Below are 22,360 nucleotides of genomic sequence, written 5' to 3'. Positions count from 1 at the left end.
TATGCACTTAAAAAATTACTTCTTCTTACGTTTCAAACGCTTCTTCGCCTGTTCAGCAGCGACTCGGTCTAGTACATCTTTTAGCTCTTCATCGCTGAAAGTAGTGATGTGTTGCAACATTTGTAGCGTGACATCATCTAGTACCAAGTTGGCATATTGCGCAACGTTTTGAAAGTTCTCATCAAACACAATCGCGTTGTCTGAGTTGGTGCTGATATAACCCTGTTGCGTGAGCACTTTAATAAAGCTCTGGAACAAGGCTTTATCAAAGAATTCAGGTGAATTGAACTCATATAGGACAGACAAACGCTGACCCACCAAATGACTGAGCTCTTCAACCTGACGTGCTGAAATGTTCCCAGAACCTCGTTGCGTAATCAGCGCAAGCGTCATGTAGTAACGCTCAAGACTCTGCATGACTGGCGCAGCCAATACCACCAATTGGTTATGATCTTCGCTGTTTGGAGCAGGGGAAATCAAGTGGCCTTCGGCATCTTCAGAAATCAGTTTAGCTTGAATCAAACCGTCTACATAAGCGCAGATTTGATCTTTGAGTTCAGCATCTTCCCATTTTAAAAACAATTCTGCTTTTAAGAACGGATATAGCGTGCGAATCACATTGATTAAATCACCGCGGCCAATGGTTCCATTGTGTTCAACCAAAGCGGCAACGAGTGATGGCAATACAAAGGCATGCAAAATGTTATTACGGAAGTAGGTCAGCAGTACCGCTTGATTGTCCGCAATCGCAATAATGTCGCCCAGTACGTGATTGACGCGTTTGATCAGTTTTAGCTTTAAACCATAAGCAATGATTTCTTTACCTGATAATGGTGTTACCAAGAGGCGCTCATCATAAGGAAGTGTCGTCAACAACTTGCGATAGGTATCGAGCTGTTTGATGCAGATTTCTTCATCAAGCGTATGCTTCTCAGTGGCCAACAGAACTAAAGATAGTAATGAAACAGGATTCACCACAGCCGCACGGTTAATATTTTCTAAAATCGCATGTGCAGAACTGTTGACGGCATCAGAGACTTCTTGCGGAATTGGATCATCATTTTTAGCAATTTGTACATTCTCAGCGCCATGCTTTTTCAGCATGTCATCGAGGAAAACGGGTTCACCAAAGTTGAGATGTACTTTTCCGAAAATACGTTCAATTTTGCGTAAAGTTTGCAGAATCCCAAAGACAGACTCGGCTTCTTTTGGTTTACCGTTCATCTCACCGACGTAGGTTGCACCTTCCATCAATCGTTCATAGCCAATATAGGTCGGAACAAAGACAATCGGTTTGGCACGCCCACGCAAGTGACTGTGCACCGTCATGGCTAACATACCTGTCTTCGGTGGTAGCAGACGACCTGTACGTGAACGACCACCTTCGATGAAGTATTCTAAAGGCGTGTTACGCGACAAAATACTGTATAGGTATTCTTTAAAGACCGAAGTGTAGAGCGCATTACCGCGGAAAGTACGGCGAATAAAGAATGCACCGCCACCACGTAAAATTTGCCCAACAAATGGCATATTTAAGTTATCGCCCGCAGCAATATAAGGAACCATCAAACCACGGTTATACACCACATAAGACAGCAGTAAATAGTCGATATGGCTACGGTGGCATGGGGTATACACAATTTCGTAGTCTTTAGCCAACTCACGAACCGTATTGAAGTTATGGACTTCAACCCCGTCATAGAGCTGCGTCCATAAACGTGCTAGCGCCATTTCTGCAAAACGGATGGTTGAATGCGAGTAGTCCGATACGATTTCATTGACATAACCAATAGCACGACGTTCTGCGTCCAACATGCTAATTTTGCCGCGGATACTTTCACGGCGAATCGCATCCTGTACATCACTGGCTTTAATCAATGAATGCATCACGTTGCGACGGTCTGAAAGGTCAGGGCCGAGTACCGCCTCACGGTGTGCATCGAGCTGATTATTTAAGGTGTTTAGAATATAGGTCGCAGGCGATAAATTCGGATAGGTGGTTTTTGCAAAGTTCACCAAGGTACGTAAAGACTGACTTTCATGAAACTCTAAAAATGACTGACGACCATGTAAACCGATATTCATCAGCTGCTTCACCGTACTTGGCGTTGCCCAAGTGTCGGTAAATAACAATTTAAACCAAGAGTCTTCTTTGTCCGGTGAACGTCCCCACAGTACCGTCACAGGCACCAGCTCCACGTCTAAATCGGGTTGTTGTTCTAAAGCTTCAACTAGACGTAACAGGCGCGGTGGAAAGGTGTGTGGTGAAGGGTTCAGTAAATTATTTTCATCGTTGTGCTGTAAAAACACGATCGATGCTTTTTCTTGATGTGTCCCCACGACCAAAGGATCGAGTGCAGGAGCAAGCTTTAAACGACGTGTTTCACCATCCACCAACAGCGCATTACTGCGTGAGTGATTTTGAAGCACATAACAGACAATTTTTTTGGGATGGCCTGAAGCTGCTGGGTCAGCATCTGTTGCTGTCGGTTCTGTTGGAACCTCACCCAATACATGTGGGGTTACTATGAGGTCAAGAAGCTTACTTGAAAGCTTTCTATACATTTGACCAAAGCCACTTTTGGACATATACACTCCTGCTTAAATGACCAATCCCGCAGTTTGTCTGAAGGGGTATTTATTTTGCGTAATTGTAAACATAAACCGTATGTCATTTCCTGACAAATTTGTTTTATATGGTGAATTTTATCGTTAAAAATCGTATTTTTAGTCGGAAATAACGAAAAAAACTTATGACAACTCAGTCAAGCAATCTATAGGGTTTTAGTCTGAATTTATGGCAAAATAGATTTTAATATCGATATCATACCTCATCACTTTACAGAAAAATCTGGTCTCTCACCATTAAGTAGGTTGCTTATGAATGCCTTAACCCAAGAGTTGGTTGAATTACTGAGCCTCGAAAAAATTGAGGAAAATATCTTTCGTGGACAAAGCCGTAATTTGGTTGGGAAGCGTGTTTTTGGCGGACAAGTCTTAGGTCAGGCCCTACGTGCAGCGTCATATACGACGGATCGTCCAGCTCATTCTTTACATGCATACTTTTTATTTGGTGGCGATGTGAACGCACCGATTATCTATGAAGTTGATCGAATTCGTGATGGTCGTAGTTTTGTCAGTCGCCAAGTGCGCGCTATTCAGCATGGTAAAACCATCTTTATGTGTATGGTGTCTTTTGCTGACAATGAAGACGGCCTGAACTATCAAATCGGTGAGCCTGAGTATCCAGCACCCGAGTCTTTAAAGTCTGAGGCTGAACTGAAAAAAATGATGGTGGAATTTGTGCCTGAAAATGTGCGTGCAAGTTTCATGCGCGATCGTCATGTGGAAATTCGTCCAATCAATCCACAGAACCCGTACCAACCGCAGCCTGAAGCACCTGTGTATGCGCACTACATTCGCACGCATGACCGTATAGCAGCAGAGGTGGATGAGATTTCATTGCATCAGGCGATTGCGGCATTCTATTCAGATTTTACTTTAATGACCACGGCACTGCGCCCGCATGGTTTAAGTTATCTTTCGCCAAGTTTACAGTGTGCGAGTATCGATCATGCCATGTATTTCCATAAACCCTTTCGCGTGGATGACTGGATGCTGTATGACATGGATGCCACAGTCAGTGCCAGTTCACGAGGTTTAAATTTTGGACGAATGTGGCAAAACGGTGAGTTGGTGTGTAGTACCACTCAAGAAGGTTTGATTCGGCTCCGTGAAATCGAAGCCCAATAAAGCCTAAGTACAGAAAAAGCTGAGTGATATGACTCAGCTTTTTTTATGACCGACTTTATGACTGAAAGGTGGTCAGAGCAGAGCTAGAAGTTGAGCTTGAATTGTAATGGTCTCATCTTTTGGGGAGAGGTATATGGGGAAATGTGCAGTACTTGTGACAAAAAAATGCTCGATTCTCACCTGTTCACATGGCATAGTTTCCCAAAGAAATCTTTGAAAAGCATGAAGCTATGAGCTTAAACACGCAAATTCTAATTGCAGCGATCTTTGGGGTCATCTTCGGATTTGTTCTCAATCTTTTCCCGGGTACCGTTTTTTTAGAGATGAGTTTGTATGGAATCGGGGTGGTCAGCAGTATTTTTATTGGTCTGTTAAAAATGCTATTGATTCCCCTCATTTTTAGCTCAATTGTGGTGGGAGTATCCAACTTGCAAGCGGGCGGACAGCTCTCCCGTGTTTGGAAAATTACGCTGGCATGCTGTGTCACCACCACGACTTTGGCCTTGATATTGGGTTTAAGCTGCGCGCATTTATTTGAAGTCGGCAAAGGTGTCGATATCGCCATGTTCCAAGACGCCATGGCCGCTCATCAAACTCCAGATACGCTCACCCCATCTTCGTTCTTCACCAACTTTATTCAAAATACGCTGATTAATCCCTTCAAAGCCTTTGCCGAAGGCAATGTTTTAGCGGTAGTGGTTTTTGCGTTGTTCATAGGTGTGGCACTCGTCAAGGGCGGCGAAAAATTCCGTACCGTACGTAAGCTGAGTCAACAGTTCTTTGACATCATGATGTTGATGATTGGTTGGGTGATGAAGCTAGCCCCGCTAGGAATTTTTGCCTTACTTGCTAAGTTGATTGCCACTGAAGACATTTCTGTATTGAGTCGTTTGGCAGAGTTTGCGGCTGTGGTAACGGGCACTACCATTTTTCATGGTCTGGTGGTTTTGCCGCTATTACTGTGGATTTTTGGCAAGATGAACCCGATGACCTTTTTTAAAGGCACGCGTGTGGCGTTGATTACGGCTTTTGCCACCAGTTCAAGCTCGGCAACTATGCCTTTATCCCTCAAGTGTGCGCAAGAAAATCTTGGTGTACGTCCGCAAACGGCAGGCTTTGTGATTCCGTTGGGGACGCAGCTCAATATGGATGGTACTGCGCTGTATGAGGCAGCGGCGGCTTTGTTTATTGCCAACTTGATGGGACTCGATTTGACCTTGAGTCAGCAGCTGGTGGTGTGTCTGACGGCGATGATTGCTTCTTTAGGTGCTCCAGGGATTCCGAGTGCAGGCATGGTCACTATGATTATGGTATTGCAGTCTGTCGGGCTTCCTGCTGAAGCGATTGCGATTTTATTACCGATTGATCGCTTACTGGATACCGTGCGTACTGTGGTGAATGTACAAGGTGACATGATGATTAGTGTGGTGGTGGATCGACATACCCAGGATCTGGATGCACCTTTGCCCAATTTATCGAATCCGTCTTAAGTTTTGCTCTAAAATAAAAAAGCAGCTATTAAGCTGCTTTTTTTATTTTAGGATTTAAGCGACTTTGAGCATGGCACGTTTAGCCGCTGGGGATTGGTCTAAGTAGGCAATCGCATCTTCTGTTTTGGCTTCGTGTACAGGGTCATACCACGGCACTAAATAGCCAAATTGCTGTGAGATGAGCCATAACGGACTTGGTAAAACTTGATGATTCCGTTTAGAAATAGACAGCCACTCACGCCAAATTCAAGGTTTAAACAGACTGGGTTGAATCGACTTAAAGCGGTCATCTTGTTTCATAATATGAGCTGCACCATCGACCCATAAGCCCAGAACGGCAGCAATCACCACCAGACTCAAATAATAGCGCGCAATATAACCCCCGCCTAAATGTCGGTACAAATCAAATGCGACGGTACGGTGTTCAATTTCTTCTGCGCCGTGCCATTTGATCAAGTCTAACATCGCAGGGTCAGCGCCCATTTTCTCCCATTCGGTGTTGTCCAGTGCATATTTTCCAAGGACACAGGTCATGTGTTCCACCGTGGCAATAATATCGAGTCGAAACAGATCCCACTGGTGCTCAAGTGCTTTAGGTACAGTGAGATCTAGTGGTTTATCGGCCAGTAATTTTCCAAATAAGAAATCCATCAACTCTAGATTACGGGAGACATCAATCTTTCTTTGGCTGAGATACTCTTTATTGACTGAGTTGTGTGCTTGCGCATGCATGGCTTCTTGGCGGATAAAGGCTTGTACATCTTGCTTCAGCTTTTCATCGCTAATTTGTGGTAAGACTTTGGTATAGAGGCGGCAGAACCAGAACTCACCTGCGGGTAGGATCATATTAATTTCATTGATCAAATAGCTGGCAAAAGGTTGGTTGGGAATCCAAGCAATCGGACTGTCTAGCCACTCAAATTTAACTTTGCGGGGCTTAATGGTGTAGGCAATAGAGGAACGAATTTTGTTTTTTTTTAATCGAGACCATAATTTCATATGCTGACCTATTTTTATATGTGTTGAACTTTTTCACGAGCTGAATAACGTCAGTATAAAAAAAGTCCCCGATTGCGATTAGCAATAGGAGACACAGATACAGCAATAGATGATGCTTTTATAGGTTGGCGTTTAAAACTTAAGCCTCAGACTGTGGTTTGGTTTCCACATCGTCTTCAGCATCAAGATCCATAGCGGGTTCAGGATCTTCATCGAATTCGTCTGCATCTAGCTCATCGGCTGTCGCATCTGGAATACTGCTTAAGTCAAAGTGTTGAGCTTGGTCTAAAGTAAAATTCAGTCGTCCGCCCATCACACTTGCCAGTTCTTCTAGGCCTTGTTTATTGAGAGAAGAGAACAATTGAATTGAGAAATCAAGTTTCATCTTTTTCAATTGGGCTTTCACTTCTTGTAATGCTTTAGAGGCAGGGCCACGGTTGAGTTTGTCGGACTTGGTCAGTAGCACATGCACAAACAATTTACGTGAATACGCCCATTCCAACATCATCACGTCAAAGTGCTGTAGCGGATGACGAATATCCATCAACAACACTAAACCTTGTAAGCTTTTACGCTGAATCAGGTAATTTTCTAACTCTTTTTGCCACACGATTTTCATCGCTTCAGGCACGGCTGCATAACCATAACCGGGTAAGTCGACGAGACGTTGGTCAGGATTACCCAGACTGAAAAAGTTAATCATCTGCGTACGACCTGGTCTTTTCGAGGCACGAGCCAATTGCTTTTGGTTGGTTAAGGCGTTGATCGCACTAGACTTACCTGCATTTGAACGACCCGCAAAGGCAATTTCGTAACCTGTATCTTCTACACACAGGTTGAGCTTCGGGGCACTCATTAAAAACTCTGCTTTACGCAGCCAGTTGAGAGCGCGCACAGCATACTCAGTAACTGCAGAATCTACCTTTTTTTCATAGCTAATTTTTTGCTTTGGGGCAGCAGCAATTTTACTGTTTTTGGATTTTCCTCGGCTGTGGTGCATAACTCAACTTCAATTTATGATCTACAATCAGCCATTATAATGGAAGTCGAGCAGGCAATCGACCTTTGCAGCGTAAAGTCCGCAATCTTGTCTATAAAAGACCTTAATCGGCAAGATTGATCAGGTTAATCGGCGAGTGGGTCGTGAACTTATTCTGAGCCTCAGTACCCAGTACATCCGCTAAGGTATATTGGTCTAAGCTGTGATAGAACTGATCCAACGCTTGATCTAAGATCCCTTTCAGTCCGCAATTTGAACGGAGTACGCAAGGTGGGGTGTTGCATTCCACAATGTTCTGATCCGCTTGCAAGACCCGTACAATTTCGCCCAGTCTTAAATGTAGGCTTTCTGGATTGAGTCGAATCCCACCACCACGACCGCGTGCGGTAATAATCCACTGCTGTTTCGCCATAAAGTGTACGATTTTCATCAAGTGGTTTTCAGACACTTGTAGTGCTTGCGCCAGTTCTGCAATGGTATGCGGCAGCGCTTTCGGCTGCGAAACATACATCAGAATTCGCAAAGCGTAATCGGTAAATTTATTGAGCTGCATGAGGGTACTGATCGTTGATAAGCAAAAAAAAACAAAGGGCTAGTCTAGCATAACCTGACTAACCCTCTCTATTTTATGCCGATGGCATGGGTTAGTGGTGAACACCACCTGTGCCAAAAGCTTCACTGTGAATATTTTCGGCAGGAACACCACGGGCAATCAGGGCTTTTTGTTGTTCAGCCATAAATGGCATTGGGCCACATAAGTAGTAGTCTGCTTGAACAGGTAGAATCGCGCTATCAATGGTACTCAAATCAAGGCGACCCTTCGCATCATAATCTTGACCCAAAACATCGCTTTGATGTGGGAACTCGTACGCAGTAAAGGTGCTTAAGCGTGGGTATTTGGCTTTTAAGTCATGAATGTGCTGTTTCATGGCATGCACTTGTTTGCTGCGGCAGGCGTGTACAAAAGTCACAGGTTCTGGCATATCTAAAGTCACCAACTGATTCAGCATCGCCACCATTGGTGTGAGGCCGACACCACCACTAATAAAGACATTACGTTTGTTTGGGTCAATCAGGTAGAAGTTACCTGTTGGTGCAGACACTTCAATTTCAGCACCTTCGGCTAAACCATGCAGGGTATTTGACACCCAGCCGCCTGCCAAATCGCCTTTTTCATCTTCGCGTTTGACCGAGATACGTAAATAGTCAGCTTGAGGGCTGGTTGAAAGGGTGTATTGGCGAGGTTGTTTTAGACCAAGTTCCTCAACAAATACACGTACTGAAATGTACTGACCTGCTTCATATTTTGGTAAATCACCACCGTCCACAGGGGCAAGATAGAAAGAAGTTATTTCATCGCTTTCAACCACTTTCTTCGCGATTTTAAAGTTGCGCCAGCCTAACCAGCTCCCTTTGGTTTGTTGATGTTGCTCATAAATCGCTTTTTCAGTGCTAATGAATAAATCAGCCAATTGACCATACGCCGCAGCCCAAGCATCAATCAATGGATCCTCCATTGAAATACTTAAAACTTCACTAATCGAATGGAGGAGGTTTTCCCCAACAATATTGTAGTCGGGTGCTTGAATATTCAAGCTGACATGTTTGTGGGCAATCAGCTCAACCACAGGGAGTAATACTGAAGGATCTTCAATGTTTTCTGCATAGGCCAATACAGCGCCCGCCAAAGCTTGTGCTTGAGCGCCACTGCGTTGATGCCCCATATTAAAGGTTTCTTTTAAATTAGGATTATTGCCTAACATACGGTTATAAAAATAACCCGTGAGTGCGACACCATTTTCACGAAGGACAGGAACAGTTGCTTTTACAAGTTCAATTTGCTGCGGAGTCATGTTTGATCTCTCTTGGCTATCATTTATAAGATGTATTTAAAATATACCTTTAAAGATGTAATGTAAATACATCTTTTAAAGAAAAGCTTAATTTTTTTATGAAATATAATAATATCTCATAAATTTTGATTTTTAGATTTAAAAAGTAGATCACTTACGCCCAAACAAAGAGCCGAGTAAACCACGGACGATTTTTTGTCCTGTACTGCCCCCAAGGCTACGTGCTGCACTTTTAGCAAAGGTTCCGACCGTGTCTTGAATTAGCTTGTCACGCTGTTTCGCTTCACGTTCAGCTCCTTTCTGCTGTTCTTTCGCAATCCTCTCTTGCTCACGTGCTTGTTGCTTAGCCAGTGTTTCAGCTTCTTTGGCTTGCTGTTTCGCTAGCGCTTCTTGTTCTTTGGCTTGTTGTTTCTCTTGCTCTATCTGTACCGCTTGTTGTTGGCGTTCAACCACTTTATTTTGTAGAAGTTCAAAAGCACTTTCACGGTCTAGGCTTTTTTCATAAATGCCTGCCACGATACTTTGTGAAATTAAGGTTTGACGTTGCTCTGGGCTAATAGGACTGAAAGACGAGTAGGGTGGCATCACCCATGCGCGCTCCACGACTTGCGGCGTGCCTTGTTCATCTAGGCAACTAATCAAAGCTTCACCCACAGCTAGTTCAGTGATGGCTTGCTCAACCTTAAATTCAGGGTTGGCACGGAAGGTATCCGCAGCCGTTTTTACTGCTTTTTGATCTTTCGGGGTAAAGGCACGTAAGGCATGTTGTACGCGATTACCGAGCTGTCCTAGGACGCTTTCAGGCAAATCCAGTGGGTTTTGCGTGACAAAGTAAATACCCACCCCCTTGGAGCGGATCAGGCGCACCACTTGTTCAATTTTTTCTTGCAGCGCTGCACTGGCATTATCAAACAGCAAATGCGCTTCATCAAAGAAGAACACCAGCTTGGGCTTGTCCATATCGCCAACCTCAGGCAGCTGTTCAAAGAGTTCAGAGAGCATCCAGAGCAGAAAAGTGGCATAGAGCTTTGGAGTATTCATGAGCTTGTCTGCGGCTAGAATATTGATATAGCCATGACCATTACTGTCGGTCTGAATAAAGTCTAGAATATTTAAGCTGGGCTCCCCGAAGAATTGATCACCGCCTTGATCGGCCAGTGCCAATAAATTCCGTTGAATCGCGCCAAGGCTGGCAGGAGATAGGTTGCCATATTCGGCTTTAAGCTCTGCGGCATGTTCACTGACATAACCAATCATGGCTTTTAAGTCTTTAAAGTCGATCAGTAACATGCCTTGATCATCTGCAATACGAAATACCGCAGAAAGTACCCCTTCTTGGGTGTCATTTAAATTCAGCATACGTGCCAGCAACAGCGGGCCAATTTCGGTAATCGTGGTACGAATAGGATGACCTTGTTCAGCAAATAAATCCCAAAACACCACGGGGGATGCAGCAAAGGGAATGCTGTCGATGCCTAAACTTTTAATGCGTTCATCAAATTTTGGGTTGGATGCGCCTGCCTGCGCTAAGCTGGAAACATCGCCTTTGGCATCGGCTAAAAATACGGGCACCCCGAGTCTGGAAAAACTTTCAGCCAACACCTTCAGGGTTACGGTTTTACCTGTCCCTGTTGCCCCTGCAATTAAGCCATGACGGTTGGCAAACTTCGAGTGTAGAACAACATCTTGTTGGGTATTTGTGGTTTTCTTAGCAATGATGATCGGGGTGCTCATACTTCTTCCTATTCAATTTTCTTGTGATGGTTATTCAGTTGTTTTAGTGCATTTTCTATATCTTGAATTAAATCGGTAGGATGTTCTAGTCCTATACAAAAGCGAACCAATAAACCTTGTTGTAAATGTGTATGCTCAAGTGTACGCATGTCTTTGAGGTCATACAGCATCACCAAACTTACAGGACCACCCCAACTAAAGCCGAGTTTGAAGAGTGACAGGGCATCACAAAACTGACGAATATCCTGTAGATCAAATTCGGGCTTGAAAATGACACTGACTAAACCTGCACTGTGTTGATCGACACAAATGTCTTTCCAATATGAATGACCCGCAGCACTCGAGTCAGCAGGGTGTAATACCTGCACAAATTCGGGTTGTTGTTTTAGCCATGCCAGTAGCTGTAGCGCACTTTCAGACTGTGCGGCATACCGAACACGCATTGATGCCAGACTACGTTGGACTTGAGCAACATCATCCCCAGAGACGCTAATGCCTTGAATGGCATGCGTGCGAAAGAGTTGATGATGTAAAGCTCGCTCACGTGTCACGACTGAGCCCATTAAAATGTCTCCACCGCCACTTGGGTACTTGGTTAAAGCATGTACCGTCACATCTACACTTAAGTGCACATCACTAAAATCAAAAGCATTAAAGGCAAGACCTGCGCCCCACGTGTTGTCTAAAGCAGTGAGCATATGATGTGCTTGTGCCTTTTTTACCAGCCCGACCAAATCTGGAAACTCCAGTGTGACCGACCCTGTGGCTTCTAGCCAAATCAGTTTAGCTTTTTCCGTCGGTTGGAAAGAGGACACATCAATAGGGTTATAAACACGAACATCAATGCCATAGCGTTTTTCTAGATTACGAAGATGCTCCATGTTTGGCCCGTAAATATTATCTGCCACCCAAACTTCATCACCATGACTTAAAAAACATGAGTTCACTAGGTTGATGGCAGATAAACCACTTGGTGCCAATAAGCAGTAGGTTCCACCCTCAATTTGTGCAATGTTATCGCCCAATGTAAAGGTGGTGGGGGTGCCATGGGTGCCATAACTATAGTCATAGTCATCGGTCCAATGGCGATTAAACAGTGCATCTGTATCTTTAAAAATAATCGTCGATGCACGATACAGGGGAGGTTGGACAGTTGAAATGTACTGAGGCGCTTGTCTTGGTGCATGAACCAATGCGGTTTGCGGGTTTTTTTTCACGAATCGACTCATCATAAAGCGATAAATTGTTTTTAGCTTAAGAGAAAGTTTCTAAATAGGCGAGAAAATTGAACAAATGTGAATAAAGGTAAACAAAATAAAAAGTTGGCTTCAATTTTGCTAAATCATCGATAAGGATAGTAAAAAGAAGGCATAAGCGCATGACGTCGCATTTAAAAGTACATTATTTTCAGCATATTGCTGGTGAAGGGTTCGGCAGTTGCTATACGTATTTAAAACAACAAGGTGCAGTGATCAGTGCAACAGAGTTTTTTGCTTTACCTATAGATCAAGCCTTAGAGATAGAAGCTTTACCGAGTGTTGAGGATGTCGACTTACTCATCATTATGGGCGGTACCATGAGTGTGAATGATGAAGTGAATTTTCCATGGTTAAAGATCGAGAAGCGTTGGTTAAGACGTTACTTGGCCGCAGGAAAACCCGCGATTGGTTTATGCTTGGGTGGGCAATTGATTGCCAATGCGCTCGGTGCCGCGGTCAGTCGCAATGAACAACAGGAGTTGGGTTGGGCGACAGTACGCAAAATCCAGCACGTCCCAACAGAATGCTTTGAGTTGCCTGAACAGTTTAATGTGATGCAATGGCATAGCGAGACTTTTGAGATTCCAAAAGGTGCCGTACATTTGGCTGAAAATACCGTGTGTCGTAATCAAATGTACCAAATTGGAAAGAATGTATTGGGTTTTCAATTTCACCCAGAGATCGTGCCAGAAACCTTGGCACTCTTTTTAGAGAATGATGACGAACTGAATAAGTTTTCGGGTCAATACGTGGCAACTGAAACCGAATTGAAAAAATCACCAAAATTAAATTTTATTGAGGGAAATCAAATTCTTAATAGTGCAATTGATTATGTGTTGCGGCAAACAGTCCATTGATGCTTTTTTAAGCTACTGATAATCCAAACAAATTGAATATATTGTAAAAAATCAAAAATGGATTTGCTTATGCATTAAACAATGGCTATAATGAGCGACCCTTTAATGAAAGGGGGTTAACTGCGAATAAAGTAGTTAACATCGTGACAGTCGTGGCATCGATCATGACCTTAGTGATATTTCACTGCTCTTGACACTTACCTTTTAGTGGGGTGAGATGCGTCAGGAGTGATTCTTTATATATTTGGCTTGGAGTTTACTGGTATGTCTAACCAGAGAATTCGTATCCGTTTGAAGTCTTTTGATCACCGTTTAATTGATCAATCAGCTCAAGAAATCGTAGAAACAGCAAAACGTACTGGCGCACAAGTTTGTGGTCCAATTCCAATGCCTACACGCATTGAACGTTTTAACGTTTTAACATCACCACACGTTAACAAAGATGCGCGTGACCAATACGAGATCCGCACTTATAAACGTTTGATCGACATCGTTCAACCTACAGACAAAACTGTAGATGCATTGATGAAGTTGGATCTTGCAGCTGGTGTTGATGTTCAGATCGCATTGGGTTAAGGCTTTCGGGTTAATTAACGCTCTAAGTTAATTAGGCCGCTTTTTTAGAGGTTTATGCACATGGCTATTGGTTTAGTCGGTCGCAAGTGCGGTATGACACGTATCTTTACAGATGCTGGTGTTTCTGTGCCTGTTACAGTGATTGAGGTTGATCCTAACCGCATCACTCAAATCAAAACGCTTGAAACTGATGGTTATCAAGCGATTCAAATCACTACTGGTGAACGTCGCGAATCTCGCGTAACTAACGCTCAGAAAGGTCACTTCGCGAAAGCGGGTGTTGCTGCTGGTCGTCTAGTTCAAGAATTCCGTGCAACAGAAGCTGATCTTGAAGGTCGTGAAGTTGGTGGAACTATCGGTGTAGACATGTTCACAGTTGGTCAAGTAGTTGACGTAACTGGTCAGTCGAAAGGTAAAGGTTTCCAGGGTGGTGTTAAGCGTTGGAACTTCCGTACGCAAGATGCGACTCACGGTAACTCACTTTCTCACCGTGTTCTGGGTTCTACAGGTCAAAACCAGACTCCTGGTCGCGTGTTCAAAGGCAAAAAAATGGCTGGTCATTTAGGTGCTGAGCGCGTAACTGTACAGGGTCTAGAAATTGTATCTATCGACGCAGAACGTTCAGTTTTAGTAGTGAAAGGTGCGATTCCTGGCGCTACTGGTGGTGACGTAACTGTTCGTCCTACGATCAAGGCCTGAGGGGAAATAACGTGAATTTAAATACTGTTTCCGGCTCTGCTGTTGAATTATCAGAAGTTGCGTTCGGTCGTGAATTCAATGAAGCTCTTGTACACCAGGTTGTTACAGCTTATTTAGCTGGTGGCCGTCAAGGTTCAAAAGCTCAGAAATCACGTGCAGACGTTTCTGGCGGTGGCAAAAAGCCATTCCGTCAAAAAGGTACTGGTCGCGCTCGTGCTGGTTCTATTCGTAGCCCAATCTGGGTAGGTGGTGGTAAAACTTTTGCTGCTCGCCCACAAGATTGGTCTCAAAAAGTTAACCGCAAAATGTATCGCGGTGCAATGCAATGTATCTTAGCTGAACTTGTTCGCCAAGATCGTCTTGTATTGGTTGAAGAGTTTGCTGTTGCTGCTCCAAAAACTAAAGAGTTGCTTGCAAAACTTAACGACTTGAATGCTACTCGTGCATTGATCGTTACAGAATCTGTAGATGAGAATCTATACCTTGCAGCGCGCAACATTCCACACGTTGATGTGGTTGATGCTGCTGCTATCGATCCTGTTAGCTTGATTGCGTTCGATAAAGTTGTTATGTCTGTAGCTGCTGCTAAGAAAATTGAGGTAGAACTCGGATGAACAACGAACGTATCTATCAAGTCCTGCAAGGACCTGTATTCTCAGAAAAAGCACAAGTTTTAGGCGAAACTGCTGGTGTTCAAGTTTTCAAAGTTGCACTTGATGCAAACAAACTTGAAATCAAAAAAGCTGTTGAGCAATTGTTTGGTGTTCAAGTTGTTAAAGTTAACACAACGATCACTAAAGGTAAGACTAAACGCTTTGGTAAAACATTAGGACGTCGTTCTGATGTTAAAAAAGCATACGTCACCCTGAAAGCTGGCCAAGATGTTGAAATGGCTGACTTGGGCGATACCGCTGAAAGCGCAGCGGAATAAGGACGAGAATTATGCCAATTCAAAAATGTAAGCCAACGTCTCCTGGACGTCGCTTTGTAGAGAAAGTCGTTCACGACCATCTTCACAAAGGTGCGCCTTATGCTCCGTTGGTTGAAGCTAAAAAACGTACTGGTGGTCGTAATAACAACGGTCACATCACGACTCGTCACGTTGGTGGCGGTCACAAGCAGCACTACCGTCTAGTTGACTTTAAACGTAACAAAGATGGTATTCCTGCAACTGTAGAGCGTATTGAATACGATCCTAACCGTACAGCACACATTGCACTAGTATTGTATGCTGATGGTGAGCGTCGCTACATCATCGCGCCTAAAGGCCTTCGTGCTGGCGATAAAGTTCAATCTGGTAACGATGCTCCAATTCGTCCAGGTAACTGTTTACCGCTTCGCAACATGCCTATCGGTTCTACTCTTCACAACATCGAACTTAAAATCGGTAAAGGCGCGCAATTAGCTCGTTCAGCTGGTACTTCAGTTCAGTTGTTGGGTCGTGACGGTTCTTACGCTATCGTTCGTTTACGTTCTGGTGAAATGCGTAAAATTCACGTTGAGTGCCGTGCAGTTCTTGGTGAAGTTTCTAACCAAGAAAGCAACCTTCGTTCACTTGGTAAAGCAGGTGCAGCACGCTGGCGTGGCGTTCGTCCTACCGTTCGTGGTATGGCGATGAACCCAGTAGATCACCCGCACGGTGGTGGTGAAGGTCGTAGCAAAGGTATTCAACCTGTAAGCCCATGGGGTCAAAAAGCTAAAGGGTACAAGACACGTACCAATAAGCGTACGACTAAGATGATTATTCGCGACCGTCGCGTTAAGTAACAAGTAAAGGAATCTGACAATGCCTCGTTCTCTGAAAAAAGGCCCATTCGTCGATGCGCACTTGTTCGCTAAGGTTGAAGCGGCTATCGCGGCTAATAACCGTAAGCCGATCAAAACTTGGTCGCGTCGTTCGATGATCCTCCCGGATTTTGTTGGTTTAACAATTTCTGTACATAATGGCCGTAACCATGTTCCAGTGATCGTATCTGAACATATGGTTGGTCACAAACTTGGTGAATTCGCGCCAACTCGTACCTATCGTGGTCACGGTGTTGACAAGAAATCTAAACGTTAAGGTGCTATGATGGAAGTTACTGCTAAATTACGCGGTGCCGCTATCTCGGCACAAAAAACTCGTTTGGTTGCAGATCTAATCCGTGGCAAATCTGTTGCTCACGCGCTTAATATTCTCAACTTCAGCAACAAAAAAGCTGCAGTTTTGGTTAAAAAAGCATTGGAATCTGCAATTGCAAACGCTGAACACAATAACAGTTTAGATGTAGACGACCTTAAGGTTACTACGATTTACGTTGACGAAGGCACTAGCCTTAAACGTATTATGCCACGTGCTAAAGGCCGTGCAGATCGTATTACTAAGCGTACTTGTCACATTACCGTTAAGGTAGGGGTTTGATATGGGTCAGAAGGTTCATCCAATCGGTATCCGCCTTGGTGTTGTAAAACGTCATAACGCCAACTGGTATGCGAGTCCGAAACAATACGCTGAATACTTGCTTAAAGATCTTCAAGTTCGTGAGTTTTTAACTAAAAAACTTAAGAATGCAATGATCAGCAATATTCTTATCGAACGTCCTACGGGCGCTGCTAAAGTAACTATTAGCACTGCACGTCCTGGTATCGTTATCGGTAAAAAAGGCGAAGACATTGAGAAACTACAGCGTGAACTTACTCAAATTATGGGTATTCCAGCGCAAGTTAGCATCAATGAAATCGATCGCCCAGACTTAGACGCTCGTTTAGTTGCTGAAGCTATCGCTTCTCAATTAGAAAAACGTGTAATGTTCCGTCGTGCTATGAAGCGTGCGGTTCAAAACACAATGCGTGCTGGTGCTAAAGGTATCAAAGTTGAAGTATCAGGCCGTTTAGGTGGTGCTGAGATTGCTCGTACTGAGTGGTATCGTGAAGGTCGCGTACCTTTGCATACACTTCGTGCAGACATCGATTATTCAACTATGCGTGCTGAAACGACTTACGGTACGATTGGTGTTAAAGTTTGGATCTTCCGTGGTGAGATCTTGGGTGGCATGAAACAAGTCATGAACCCAGCTCCAGCTGAAGAGCGTCCAGCTAAACGCGGTCGTGGTCGTGGTGAAGGTCAAGAGCGTCGTGGTCGTCGCAATGATCGTTCTGCTGAAAAAGGAGAATAATCCATGTTACAACCTAAACGTACTAAATTCCGTAAAGTGCAGAAAGGCCGTAACACTGGTCTAGCTCACCGCGGTAGCTCGGTATCTTTTGGTACAATCGCACTTAAATCTGTTGAGCGTGGTCAAATGACTGCTCGTCAAATTGAAGCAGCGCGTCGTACAATCAGCCGTCGTATTAAACGTGGTGGTAAGATCTTTATCCGTGTTTTCCCAGACAAGCCGATTACTTCTAAGCCTCTTGAAGTGCGTATGGGTAAAGGTAAAGGTTCTGTGGAATACTGGGTTTGTCAAATCAAACCAGGTAAAGTCTTGTACGAAATTGATGGTGTTAACGAAGAATTGGCTCGCGAAGCGTTTACGCTTGCAGCTGCTAAACTTCCGTTTAAAACCACTATCGTGACTCGGACGGTAATGTAATGAAAACTAAAGATCTACGTGAAAAGTCGGTAGAAGAGTTGACAGCTTTGCTTGATGAGCAACAGCTTAACCAATTCCGTCTTCGTATGGCAAAAGCAACTGGTCAATTGGGTAAATCGCACGAAGTTGCACTTACTCGTAAGACAATTGCTCGTATTAAGACACTCCTTACCGAAAAACAGGGGAACGGACAATGAGTGAACAAACAGTTCGCACGTTAACCGGCAAAGTAGTAAGCGACAAAATGGACAAGTCTATTGTTGTACTTATCGAACGCCGCGTTCAACACCCGTTGTATGGCAAATCAATCCGCCGTTCAACTAAATTACATGCTCACGATGAGAACAACACAGCTAAAACTGGCGACGTTGTGACTATCAAAGAAAGCCGCCCAATTTCTAAAACTAAGTCTTGGACTCTAGTTGAAGTTGTTGAAGCTGCTGCTGAGTAATTAGACGTATCTGTTGCATCATCGGTTAATTTCGAGTACTCTTTGAGCCTTTCGAAATTGTGACCGGTGATGCTCGGTTTTGGAGTAGGGCAATGATTCAAACCGAAAGTATGCTAGACGTAGCAGACAATAGTGGTGCTCGCCGCGTACAATGTATTAAAGTACTTGGTGGTTCACACCGTCGTTATGCTTCTGTTGGCGACATTATTAAAGTTACTGTAAAAGAAGCTATTCCACGCGCACGTGTTAAAAAAGGTGACGTGATGAATGCTGTTGTAGTTCGTACAAAATTCGGTATCCGTCGTCCAGACGGTTCAGTGATTCGTTTCGACGATAACGCTGCTGTTATTTTGAACAACAACAAAGCGCCGATTGCAACTCGTATTTTCGGACCAGTGACTCGTGAACTTCGTACTGAACAGTTCATGAAAATTATTTCACTGGCTCCTGAAGTTCTATAAGAGGCAATCATGGCTAAGATTAAAAAAGGCGATCAAGTTATTGTGATCGCAGGTAAAGAAAAAGGCAAACAGGGTACTGTTCTGTCTGTTTCAAATGACCGTGTTATGGTTGAAGGCCTTAACTTGGTTAAGAAGCATCAAAAGCCGAACCGTGCAACAGGTGCTGAAGGCGCTGTAGTTACACAAGAAGCTTCGCTTCATATCTCTAACGTGGCAATTTTTAATGCTACAACCCAAAAGGCTGACCGTGTTGGTTACCAAGTGACTGAAGGCGTGAAAACTCGCGTTTACAAGTCAAATGGTGAATCAGTGGCGGTAGCGAAGTAATAGGTTGAAAAGGCAATGGCCAGACTTAAAACGCGTTACAACGACGAACTTAAGGCTCAATTACAAGAGACTTTAGCCGTTAAAAATGTGATGGATATTCCTCGCATTACTAAAATCACGATCAACATGGGTGTTGGCGCAGCTGCTGCTGACAAAAAACTCCTTGATGGTGCTCTTGCTGATATGCAAGCTATCGCTGGTCAAAAACCAGTTCTTACGTTAGCTCGCAAATCAATCGCTGGTTTCAAAATCCGTGATGGTTGGCCGATTGGTTGTAAAGTTACTTTACGCGGCGAACGTATGTACGAATTCTTAGACCGTCTAATCTCGATTGCGATCCCTCGTATCCGTGACTTCCGTGGTTTCTCTGCGAAATCATTTGACGGTCGCGGCAACTACTCAATGGGTCTTAAGGAACAAATCATGTTCCCTGAAATCGATTTTGATAAGATTGATCGTATTCGTGGTATGGATATTACCATCACTACGACTGCTCGCACCGATGACGAAGGCCGTGCGCTTATGCGTGCATTCGGCTTCCCGTTCAAATAAGAGGTCGATATGGCTAAGAAAAGTATGATTAATCGCGAATTGAAACGCGAAGCTACTGTTGCTAAATACGCTGCAAAACGTGCTGAATTAAAAGCTGTTATTGCAAACGTAAATGCTAGCGACGAAGAGCGTTTCGAAGCGATGATGAAATTCCAAGCATTACCACGTAATGCGTCTCCAGTACGTTTACGTAACCGTTGTGGTTTGACTGGTCGTCCTCATGGTTACTTCCGTAAGTTCGGTTTAAGCCGTAACAAATTACGCGATACAGTAATGCAAGGTGATGTACCGGGCGTTGTTAAGGCAAGCTGGTAAGGAGCGCTATAGATGAGTATGCAAGATACCGTTGCCGACATGTTAACTCGTGTTCGTAACGCGCAAATGGCAAAGAAACAAACAGTTTCTATGCCTAACTCTAAGTTGAAGGTTGCTATTGCAAACGTTCTTCAACAAGAAGGTTACATTTCAAACGTAGAAGTTGCGGATGCTGAAGGCAAAGCAACTCTTACTTTGACTTTAAAGTATTTCGAAGGCAAACCAGTTATCGAAACTGTGAAACGCGTAAGCCGTCCAGGTCTACGTCAGTATCGCGGTAAAGATGCACTTCCGAGCGTTAAGCAAGGTTTAGGTATTGCAATTGTTTCTACAAGCAAAGGCATCATGACTGATCGCGCTGCACGTGCTGCAGGTATCGGTGGTGAAGTTATTGCTTTTGTTTCTTAATAGGTGATTCCTCATGTCTCGTGTGGCTAAAGCCCCAGTAACTGTACCTAACGGTGTAACAGTTACTCAGAACGGCCGGCAGGTCGAAGTGAAAGGTAGCAAAGGTACTTTGTCTTTCACCCTGCATGCGCTGGTCGAGCTTAAACAGGAAGACGGTATTTTAGCGATTGCTCCAAAAGCTGAGTCGAAAGACGCTTGGATGCAAGCTGGTACTGCTCGCGCTGTGCTTAACAACCTTGTAAAAGGTGTGAGCGAAGGCTTTGAACGTAAGTTACAACTTATCGGTGTTGGTTATAAAGCTGCGGTTAAAGGTAACATTGTTAACCTTAACCTTGGTTTCTCTCACCCGATCGACTATACGCTTCCTGAAGGTGTAACTGCTGAAACTCCTACAGCAACTGAAATTGTTCTTAAATCTGCTGATAAAGCACGTTTAGGTCAGGTTGCTGCAGATATCCGTGGTTACCGTCCACCAGAGCCTTATAAAGGTAAAGGTGTTCGTTATTCTGACGAAGTTGTACTTCGTAAAGAAGCTAAGAAGAAATAAGGCGCGAGGTTCTTATGAACGAAAAGAAACAATCCCGTTTGCGTCGTGCGAAAAGCACACGCTTGCACATCCGTGCGTTGGGTGCGACTCGTTTGTGTGTAAACCGCACTCCGCGTCACATCTACGCTCAAGTTATTTCAGCAGATGGTGGCAAAGTTTTAGCGCAAGCTTCAACTTTAGATGCTACTTTACGTGCTGGCACAACTGGTAACGTTGAAGCAGCTACTAAAGTAGGTGCTTTAATCGCAGAACGCGCTAAAGCAGCTGGTGTTACTAAAGTTGCATTTGACCGTTCTGGTTTCAAATATCATGGTCGTATCAAAGCCTTGGCTGATGCTGCTCGTGAAAACGGCTTGGAGTTCTAATCATGGCTAAAGTTGAACAAAACGAAGGTCTTGTTGAAAAGCTGGTTGCCGTTGATCGTGTAGCCAAAGTTGTTAAGGGTGGTCGTATCTTCTCTTTCACAGCATTGACTGTGGTTGGTGATGGTAATGGTCGTGTAGGTTTTGGTCGTGGTAAAGCACGTGAAGTTCCAGCTGCTATTTCTAAAGCACTTGAAGCTGCTCGTCGCAACATGATTACTGTTGACCTTGTTAACGGTACTGTACAGCACCCTATTAACGCGCGTCACGGTGCAAGCCGTGTTTACATGCAGCCTGCTTCTGAAGGTACTGGTGTAATCGCTGGTGGTGCTATGCGTGCAGTTCTAGAAGCTGTAGGCGTACGTAACGTATTAACAAAATGTTATGGTTCTACTAACGCTGCAAACGTAGTAAACGCGACTTTTAACGGTCTGCGTGATATGACTTCTCCTGAGAAGGTTGCTGCGAAACGTGGTCTTACAGTAGAACAAATTCAAGGGTAATCAATCATGAAAACGATTAAAGTTACCCAGACTAAATCTTCTGCGCATCGCTTGAAAAATCACAAGCTTAGCCTACAAGGTTTAGGTCTGCGTCGTATTGGTCATACTGTAGAAGTGCAAGATACGCCTTCTAACCGTGGTATGATCAACCAAGTCTACTATATGGTTAGTGTAGAGGAATAAGCCATGACTCTGCGTTTAAATGAGCTTGCACCTGCTGAAGGTGCAAAACGTGAAAATCGTCGTCTAGGCCGTGGTATCGGTTCTGGCGTTGGTAAGACTGGTGGCCGTGGTGTCAAAGGTCAGAATTCACGTAAGAGCGGTGGTACTCGTCCAGGCTTTGAAGGTGGTCAAACAGCGTTATATCGTCGTTTACCTAAATTCGGTTTCACTAGCCAAATCGCTTTGAAAACTGCTGAAGTACGTTTATCTGAGCTTACTAAAGTGGAAGGCGACATCGTTAGCCTAGAAACTTTAAAAGCTGCAAACGTTGTACGTAAAGATATGTTACGTGCTCGTATCGTACTTTCTGGTGAAATTACTCGTGCATTCACTGTTCAAGGTGTTGCTGTGACTAAAGGCGCTAAAGCTGCTGTTGAAGCTGCTGGCGGTAAAGTCGAGGAGTAATCGCTAGTGTCTATG

At 44.1% G+C, this 22,360-nt stretch carries 29 protein-coding genes and 2 pseudogenes; 24 read left to right on the top strand and 7 right to left on the bottom strand.

Annotated features, from left to right (window positions below; genetic code table 11):
* Positions 1-15: 15 nt before the first annotated feature.
* The gene (gene plsB, locus AC4CVD_RS15005; protein WP_490753381.1) at positions 16-2,589 is read right to left on the bottom strand and encodes a glycerol-3-phosphate 1-O-acyltransferase PlsB; all 2,574 of its coding nucleotides are present in this window, start codon (positions 2,587-2,589) and stop codon (positions 16-18) included.
* Positions 2,590-2,880: 291 nt separating this feature from the next.
* Here plsB and AC4CVD_RS15000 point away from each other — a divergent pair, with 291 nt between their 5' ends.
* Positions 2,881-3,753: an acyl-CoA thioesterase gene (locus AC4CVD_RS15000; protein ID WP_114836546.1), complete on the top strand. Its 873-nt coding sequence runs from the start codon at positions 2,881-2,883 to the stop codon at positions 3,751-3,753.
* A 230-nt stretch (positions 3,754-3,983) separates the two neighbouring features.
* A complete protein-coding gene (locus AC4CVD_RS14995; RefSeq protein ID WP_419277351.1) occupies positions 3,984-5,243 on the top strand; it encodes a dicarboxylate/amino acid:cation symporter in 1,260 nt (419 codons plus the stop codon).
* 54 nt (positions 5,244-5,297) lie between these two features.
* Here the strand turns inward: AC4CVD_RS14995 and AC4CVD_RS14990 are convergent.
* From AC4CVD_RS14990 to AC4CVD_RS14965, 6 genes and pseudogenes are all read right to left on the bottom strand, one after another.
* Positions 5,298-6,242 (bottom strand): annotated as a pseudogene (locus AC4CVD_RS14990) (metal-dependent hydrolase).
* Positions 6,243-6,381: 139 nt separating this feature from the next.
* Complete coding sequence (yihA, locus tag AC4CVD_RS14985; RefSeq protein WP_078426166.1) at positions 6,382-7,242, bottom strand: ribosome biogenesis GTP-binding protein YihA/YsxC; 861 nt, start codon at positions 7,240-7,242, stop codon at positions 6,382-6,384.
* A gap of 103 nt (positions 7,243-7,345) precedes the next feature.
* Entirely contained in the window at positions 7,346-7,795 is a 450-nt protein-coding gene (locus tag AC4CVD_RS14980) for an RrF2 family transcriptional regulator (protein WP_270428918.1), read from the bottom strand.
* Positions 7,796-7,886: 91 nt separating this feature from the next.
* Entirely contained in the window at positions 7,887-9,095 is a 1,209-nt protein-coding gene (gene hmpA, locus AC4CVD_RS14975) for an NO-inducible flavohemoprotein (RefSeq protein WP_078390009.1), read from the bottom strand.
* A gap of 150 nt (positions 9,096-9,245) precedes the next feature.
* Entirely contained in the window at positions 9,246-10,829 is a 1,584-nt protein-coding gene (locus tag AC4CVD_RS14970; RefSeq protein WP_490753380.1) for a helicase HerA-like domain-containing protein, read from the bottom strand.
* Positions 10,830-10,837: 8 nt separating this feature from the next.
* Positions 10,838-12,058 carry a PLP-dependent transferase gene (locus AC4CVD_RS14965; protein WP_424904400.1) on the bottom strand — a complete coding sequence of 407 codons (1,221 nt, stop codon included), beginning with the start codon at positions 12,056-12,058 and terminating at the stop codon, positions 10,838-10,840.
* A gap of 149 nt (positions 12,059-12,207) precedes the next feature.
* Between AC4CVD_RS14965 and AC4CVD_RS14960 the strand changes: the two genes are divergently transcribed.
* The 22 genes and pseudogenes from AC4CVD_RS14960 to rplO all read left to right on the top strand — a co-directional run bounded on the left by AC4CVD_RS14960 (position 12,208) and on the right by rplO (position 22,345).
* The gene (locus tag AC4CVD_RS14960) at positions 12,208-12,945 is read left to right on the top strand and encodes a type 1 glutamine amidotransferase (RefSeq protein WP_490753379.1); all 738 of its coding nucleotides are present in this window, start codon (positions 12,208-12,210) and stop codon (positions 12,943-12,945) included.
* 264 nt (positions 12,946-13,209) lie between these two features.
* Positions 13,210-13,521, top strand: a complete 312-nt coding sequence (gene rpsJ, locus AC4CVD_RS14955) for a 30S ribosomal protein S10 (protein ID WP_000070912.1) — start codon at positions 13,210-13,212, stop codon at positions 13,519-13,521.
* Between the two features lie 60 nt (positions 13,522-13,581).
* Positions 13,582-14,220 (top strand): 50S ribosomal protein L3, encoded by a 639-nt coding sequence (gene rplC / locus AC4CVD_RS14950; protein ID WP_004691328.1) that lies wholly within the window; start codon positions 13,582-13,584, stop codon positions 14,218-14,220.
* A gap of 11 nt (positions 14,221-14,231) precedes the next feature.
* Positions 14,232-14,834 carry a 50S ribosomal protein L4 gene (gene rplD / locus AC4CVD_RS14945; RefSeq protein ID WP_004691326.1) on the top strand — a complete coding sequence of 201 codons (603 nt, stop codon included), beginning with the start codon at positions 14,232-14,234 and terminating at the stop codon, positions 14,832-14,834.
* Complete coding sequence (gene rplW, locus AC4CVD_RS14940; protein ID WP_004691323.1) at positions 14,831-15,151, top strand: 50S ribosomal protein L23; 321 nt, start codon at positions 14,831-14,833, stop codon at positions 15,149-15,151. The genes rplD and rplW overlap by 4 nt, the downstream gene beginning before the upstream one ends.
* 11 nt (positions 15,152-15,162) lie before the next feature.
* Positions 15,163-15,987, top strand: a complete 825-nt coding sequence (rplB, locus tag AC4CVD_RS14935; RefSeq protein WP_004691322.1) for a 50S ribosomal protein L2 — start codon at positions 15,163-15,165, stop codon at positions 15,985-15,987.
* Positions 15,988-16,006: 19 nt separating this feature from the next.
* The gene (gene rpsS / locus AC4CVD_RS14930; protein WP_004281508.1) at positions 16,007-16,282 is read left to right on the top strand and encodes a 30S ribosomal protein S19; all 276 of its coding nucleotides are present in this window, start codon (positions 16,007-16,009) and stop codon (positions 16,280-16,282) included.
* 9 nt (positions 16,283-16,291) lie between these two features.
* On the top strand, positions 16,292-16,621 hold the full coding sequence (gene rplV, locus AC4CVD_RS14925; RefSeq protein WP_004691320.1) for a 50S ribosomal protein L22: 330 nt from the start codon (positions 16,292-16,294) through the stop codon (positions 16,619-16,621).
* A 1-nt stretch (position 16,622) separates the two neighbouring features.
* A pseudogene (gene rpsC, locus AC4CVD_RS14920) lies at positions 16,623-17,439 on the top strand (30S ribosomal protein S3).
* Positions 17,379-17,792 carry a 50S ribosomal protein L16 gene (gene rplP / locus AC4CVD_RS14915; RefSeq protein ID WP_004691317.1) on the top strand — a complete coding sequence of 138 codons (414 nt, stop codon included), beginning with the start codon at positions 17,379-17,381 and terminating at the stop codon, positions 17,790-17,792. Before rpsC ends, rplP begins: the two are co-directional and overlap by 61 nt.
* On the top strand, positions 17,792-17,989 hold the full coding sequence (rpmC, locus tag AC4CVD_RS14910; protein ID WP_004650482.1) for a 50S ribosomal protein L29: 198 nt from the start codon (positions 17,792-17,794) through the stop codon (positions 17,987-17,989). The genes rplP and rpmC overlap by 1 nt, the downstream gene beginning before the upstream one ends.
* Positions 17,986-18,243 carry a 30S ribosomal protein S17 gene (rpsQ, locus tag AC4CVD_RS14905; protein ID WP_004691314.1) on the top strand — a complete coding sequence of 86 codons (258 nt, stop codon included), beginning with the start codon at positions 17,986-17,988 and terminating at the stop codon, positions 18,241-18,243. Before rpmC ends, rpsQ begins: the two co-directional genes overlap by 4 nt.
* Before the next feature lie 92 nt (positions 18,244-18,335).
* Positions 18,336-18,704, top strand: coding sequence for a 50S ribosomal protein L14 (gene rplN, locus AC4CVD_RS14900; protein ID WP_004657680.1), 369 nt, complete (start codon positions 18,336-18,338; stop codon positions 18,702-18,704).
* 9 nt (positions 18,705-18,713) lie between these two features.
* On the top strand, positions 18,714-19,031 hold the full coding sequence (rplX, locus tag AC4CVD_RS14895) for a 50S ribosomal protein L24 (protein ID WP_004691313.1): 318 nt from the start codon (positions 18,714-18,716) through the stop codon (positions 19,029-19,031).
* 15 nt (positions 19,032-19,046) lie between these two features.
* On the top strand, positions 19,047-19,583 hold the full coding sequence (gene rplE / locus AC4CVD_RS14890; RefSeq protein ID WP_004691311.1) for a 50S ribosomal protein L5: 537 nt from the start codon (positions 19,047-19,049) through the stop codon (positions 19,581-19,583).
* A gap of 9 nt (positions 19,584-19,592) precedes the next feature.
* The gene (rpsN, locus tag AC4CVD_RS14885; protein ID WP_004691309.1) at positions 19,593-19,898 is read left to right on the top strand and encodes a 30S ribosomal protein S14; all 306 of its coding nucleotides are present in this window, start codon (positions 19,593-19,595) and stop codon (positions 19,896-19,898) included.
* A gap of 12 nt (positions 19,899-19,910) precedes the next feature.
* Positions 19,911-20,306 (top strand): 30S ribosomal protein S8, encoded by a 396-nt coding sequence (gene rpsH / locus AC4CVD_RS14880; protein ID WP_004691308.1) that lies wholly within the window; start codon positions 19,911-19,913, stop codon positions 20,304-20,306.
* Positions 20,307-20,319: 13 nt separating this feature from the next.
* Positions 20,320-20,853: a 50S ribosomal protein L6 gene (gene rplF / locus AC4CVD_RS14875; RefSeq protein ID WP_004691306.1), complete on the top strand. Its 534-nt coding sequence runs from the start codon at positions 20,320-20,322 to the stop codon at positions 20,851-20,853.
* 14 nt (positions 20,854-20,867) lie between these two features.
* Positions 20,868-21,218, top strand: coding sequence for a 50S ribosomal protein L18 (gene rplR / locus AC4CVD_RS14870; RefSeq protein ID WP_004650473.1), 351 nt, complete (start codon positions 20,868-20,870; stop codon positions 21,216-21,218).
* Between the two features lie 2 nt (positions 21,219-21,220).
* Positions 21,221-21,718, top strand: coding sequence for a 30S ribosomal protein S5 (rpsE, locus tag AC4CVD_RS14865; protein WP_004691304.1), 498 nt, complete (start codon positions 21,221-21,223; stop codon positions 21,716-21,718).
* 6 nt (positions 21,719-21,724) lie between these two features.
* Positions 21,725-21,901, top strand: coding sequence for a 50S ribosomal protein L30 (gene rpmD / locus AC4CVD_RS14860; protein WP_004691302.1), 177 nt, complete (start codon positions 21,725-21,727; stop codon positions 21,899-21,901).
* A 3-nt stretch (positions 21,902-21,904) separates the two neighbouring features.
* Positions 21,905-22,345: a 50S ribosomal protein L15 gene (rplO, locus tag AC4CVD_RS14855; RefSeq protein ID WP_004691300.1), complete on the top strand. Its 441-nt coding sequence runs from the start codon at positions 21,905-21,907 to the stop codon at positions 22,343-22,345.
* The last annotated feature ends 15 nt before the right edge of the window (positions 22,346-22,360 follow it).

Source organism: Acinetobacter sp. LipI_23 (genome assembly GCF_058243045.1).
Note: the sequence above shows the minus strand (reverse complement) of the source record. Positions and strands in the feature narration are given on the sequence as shown.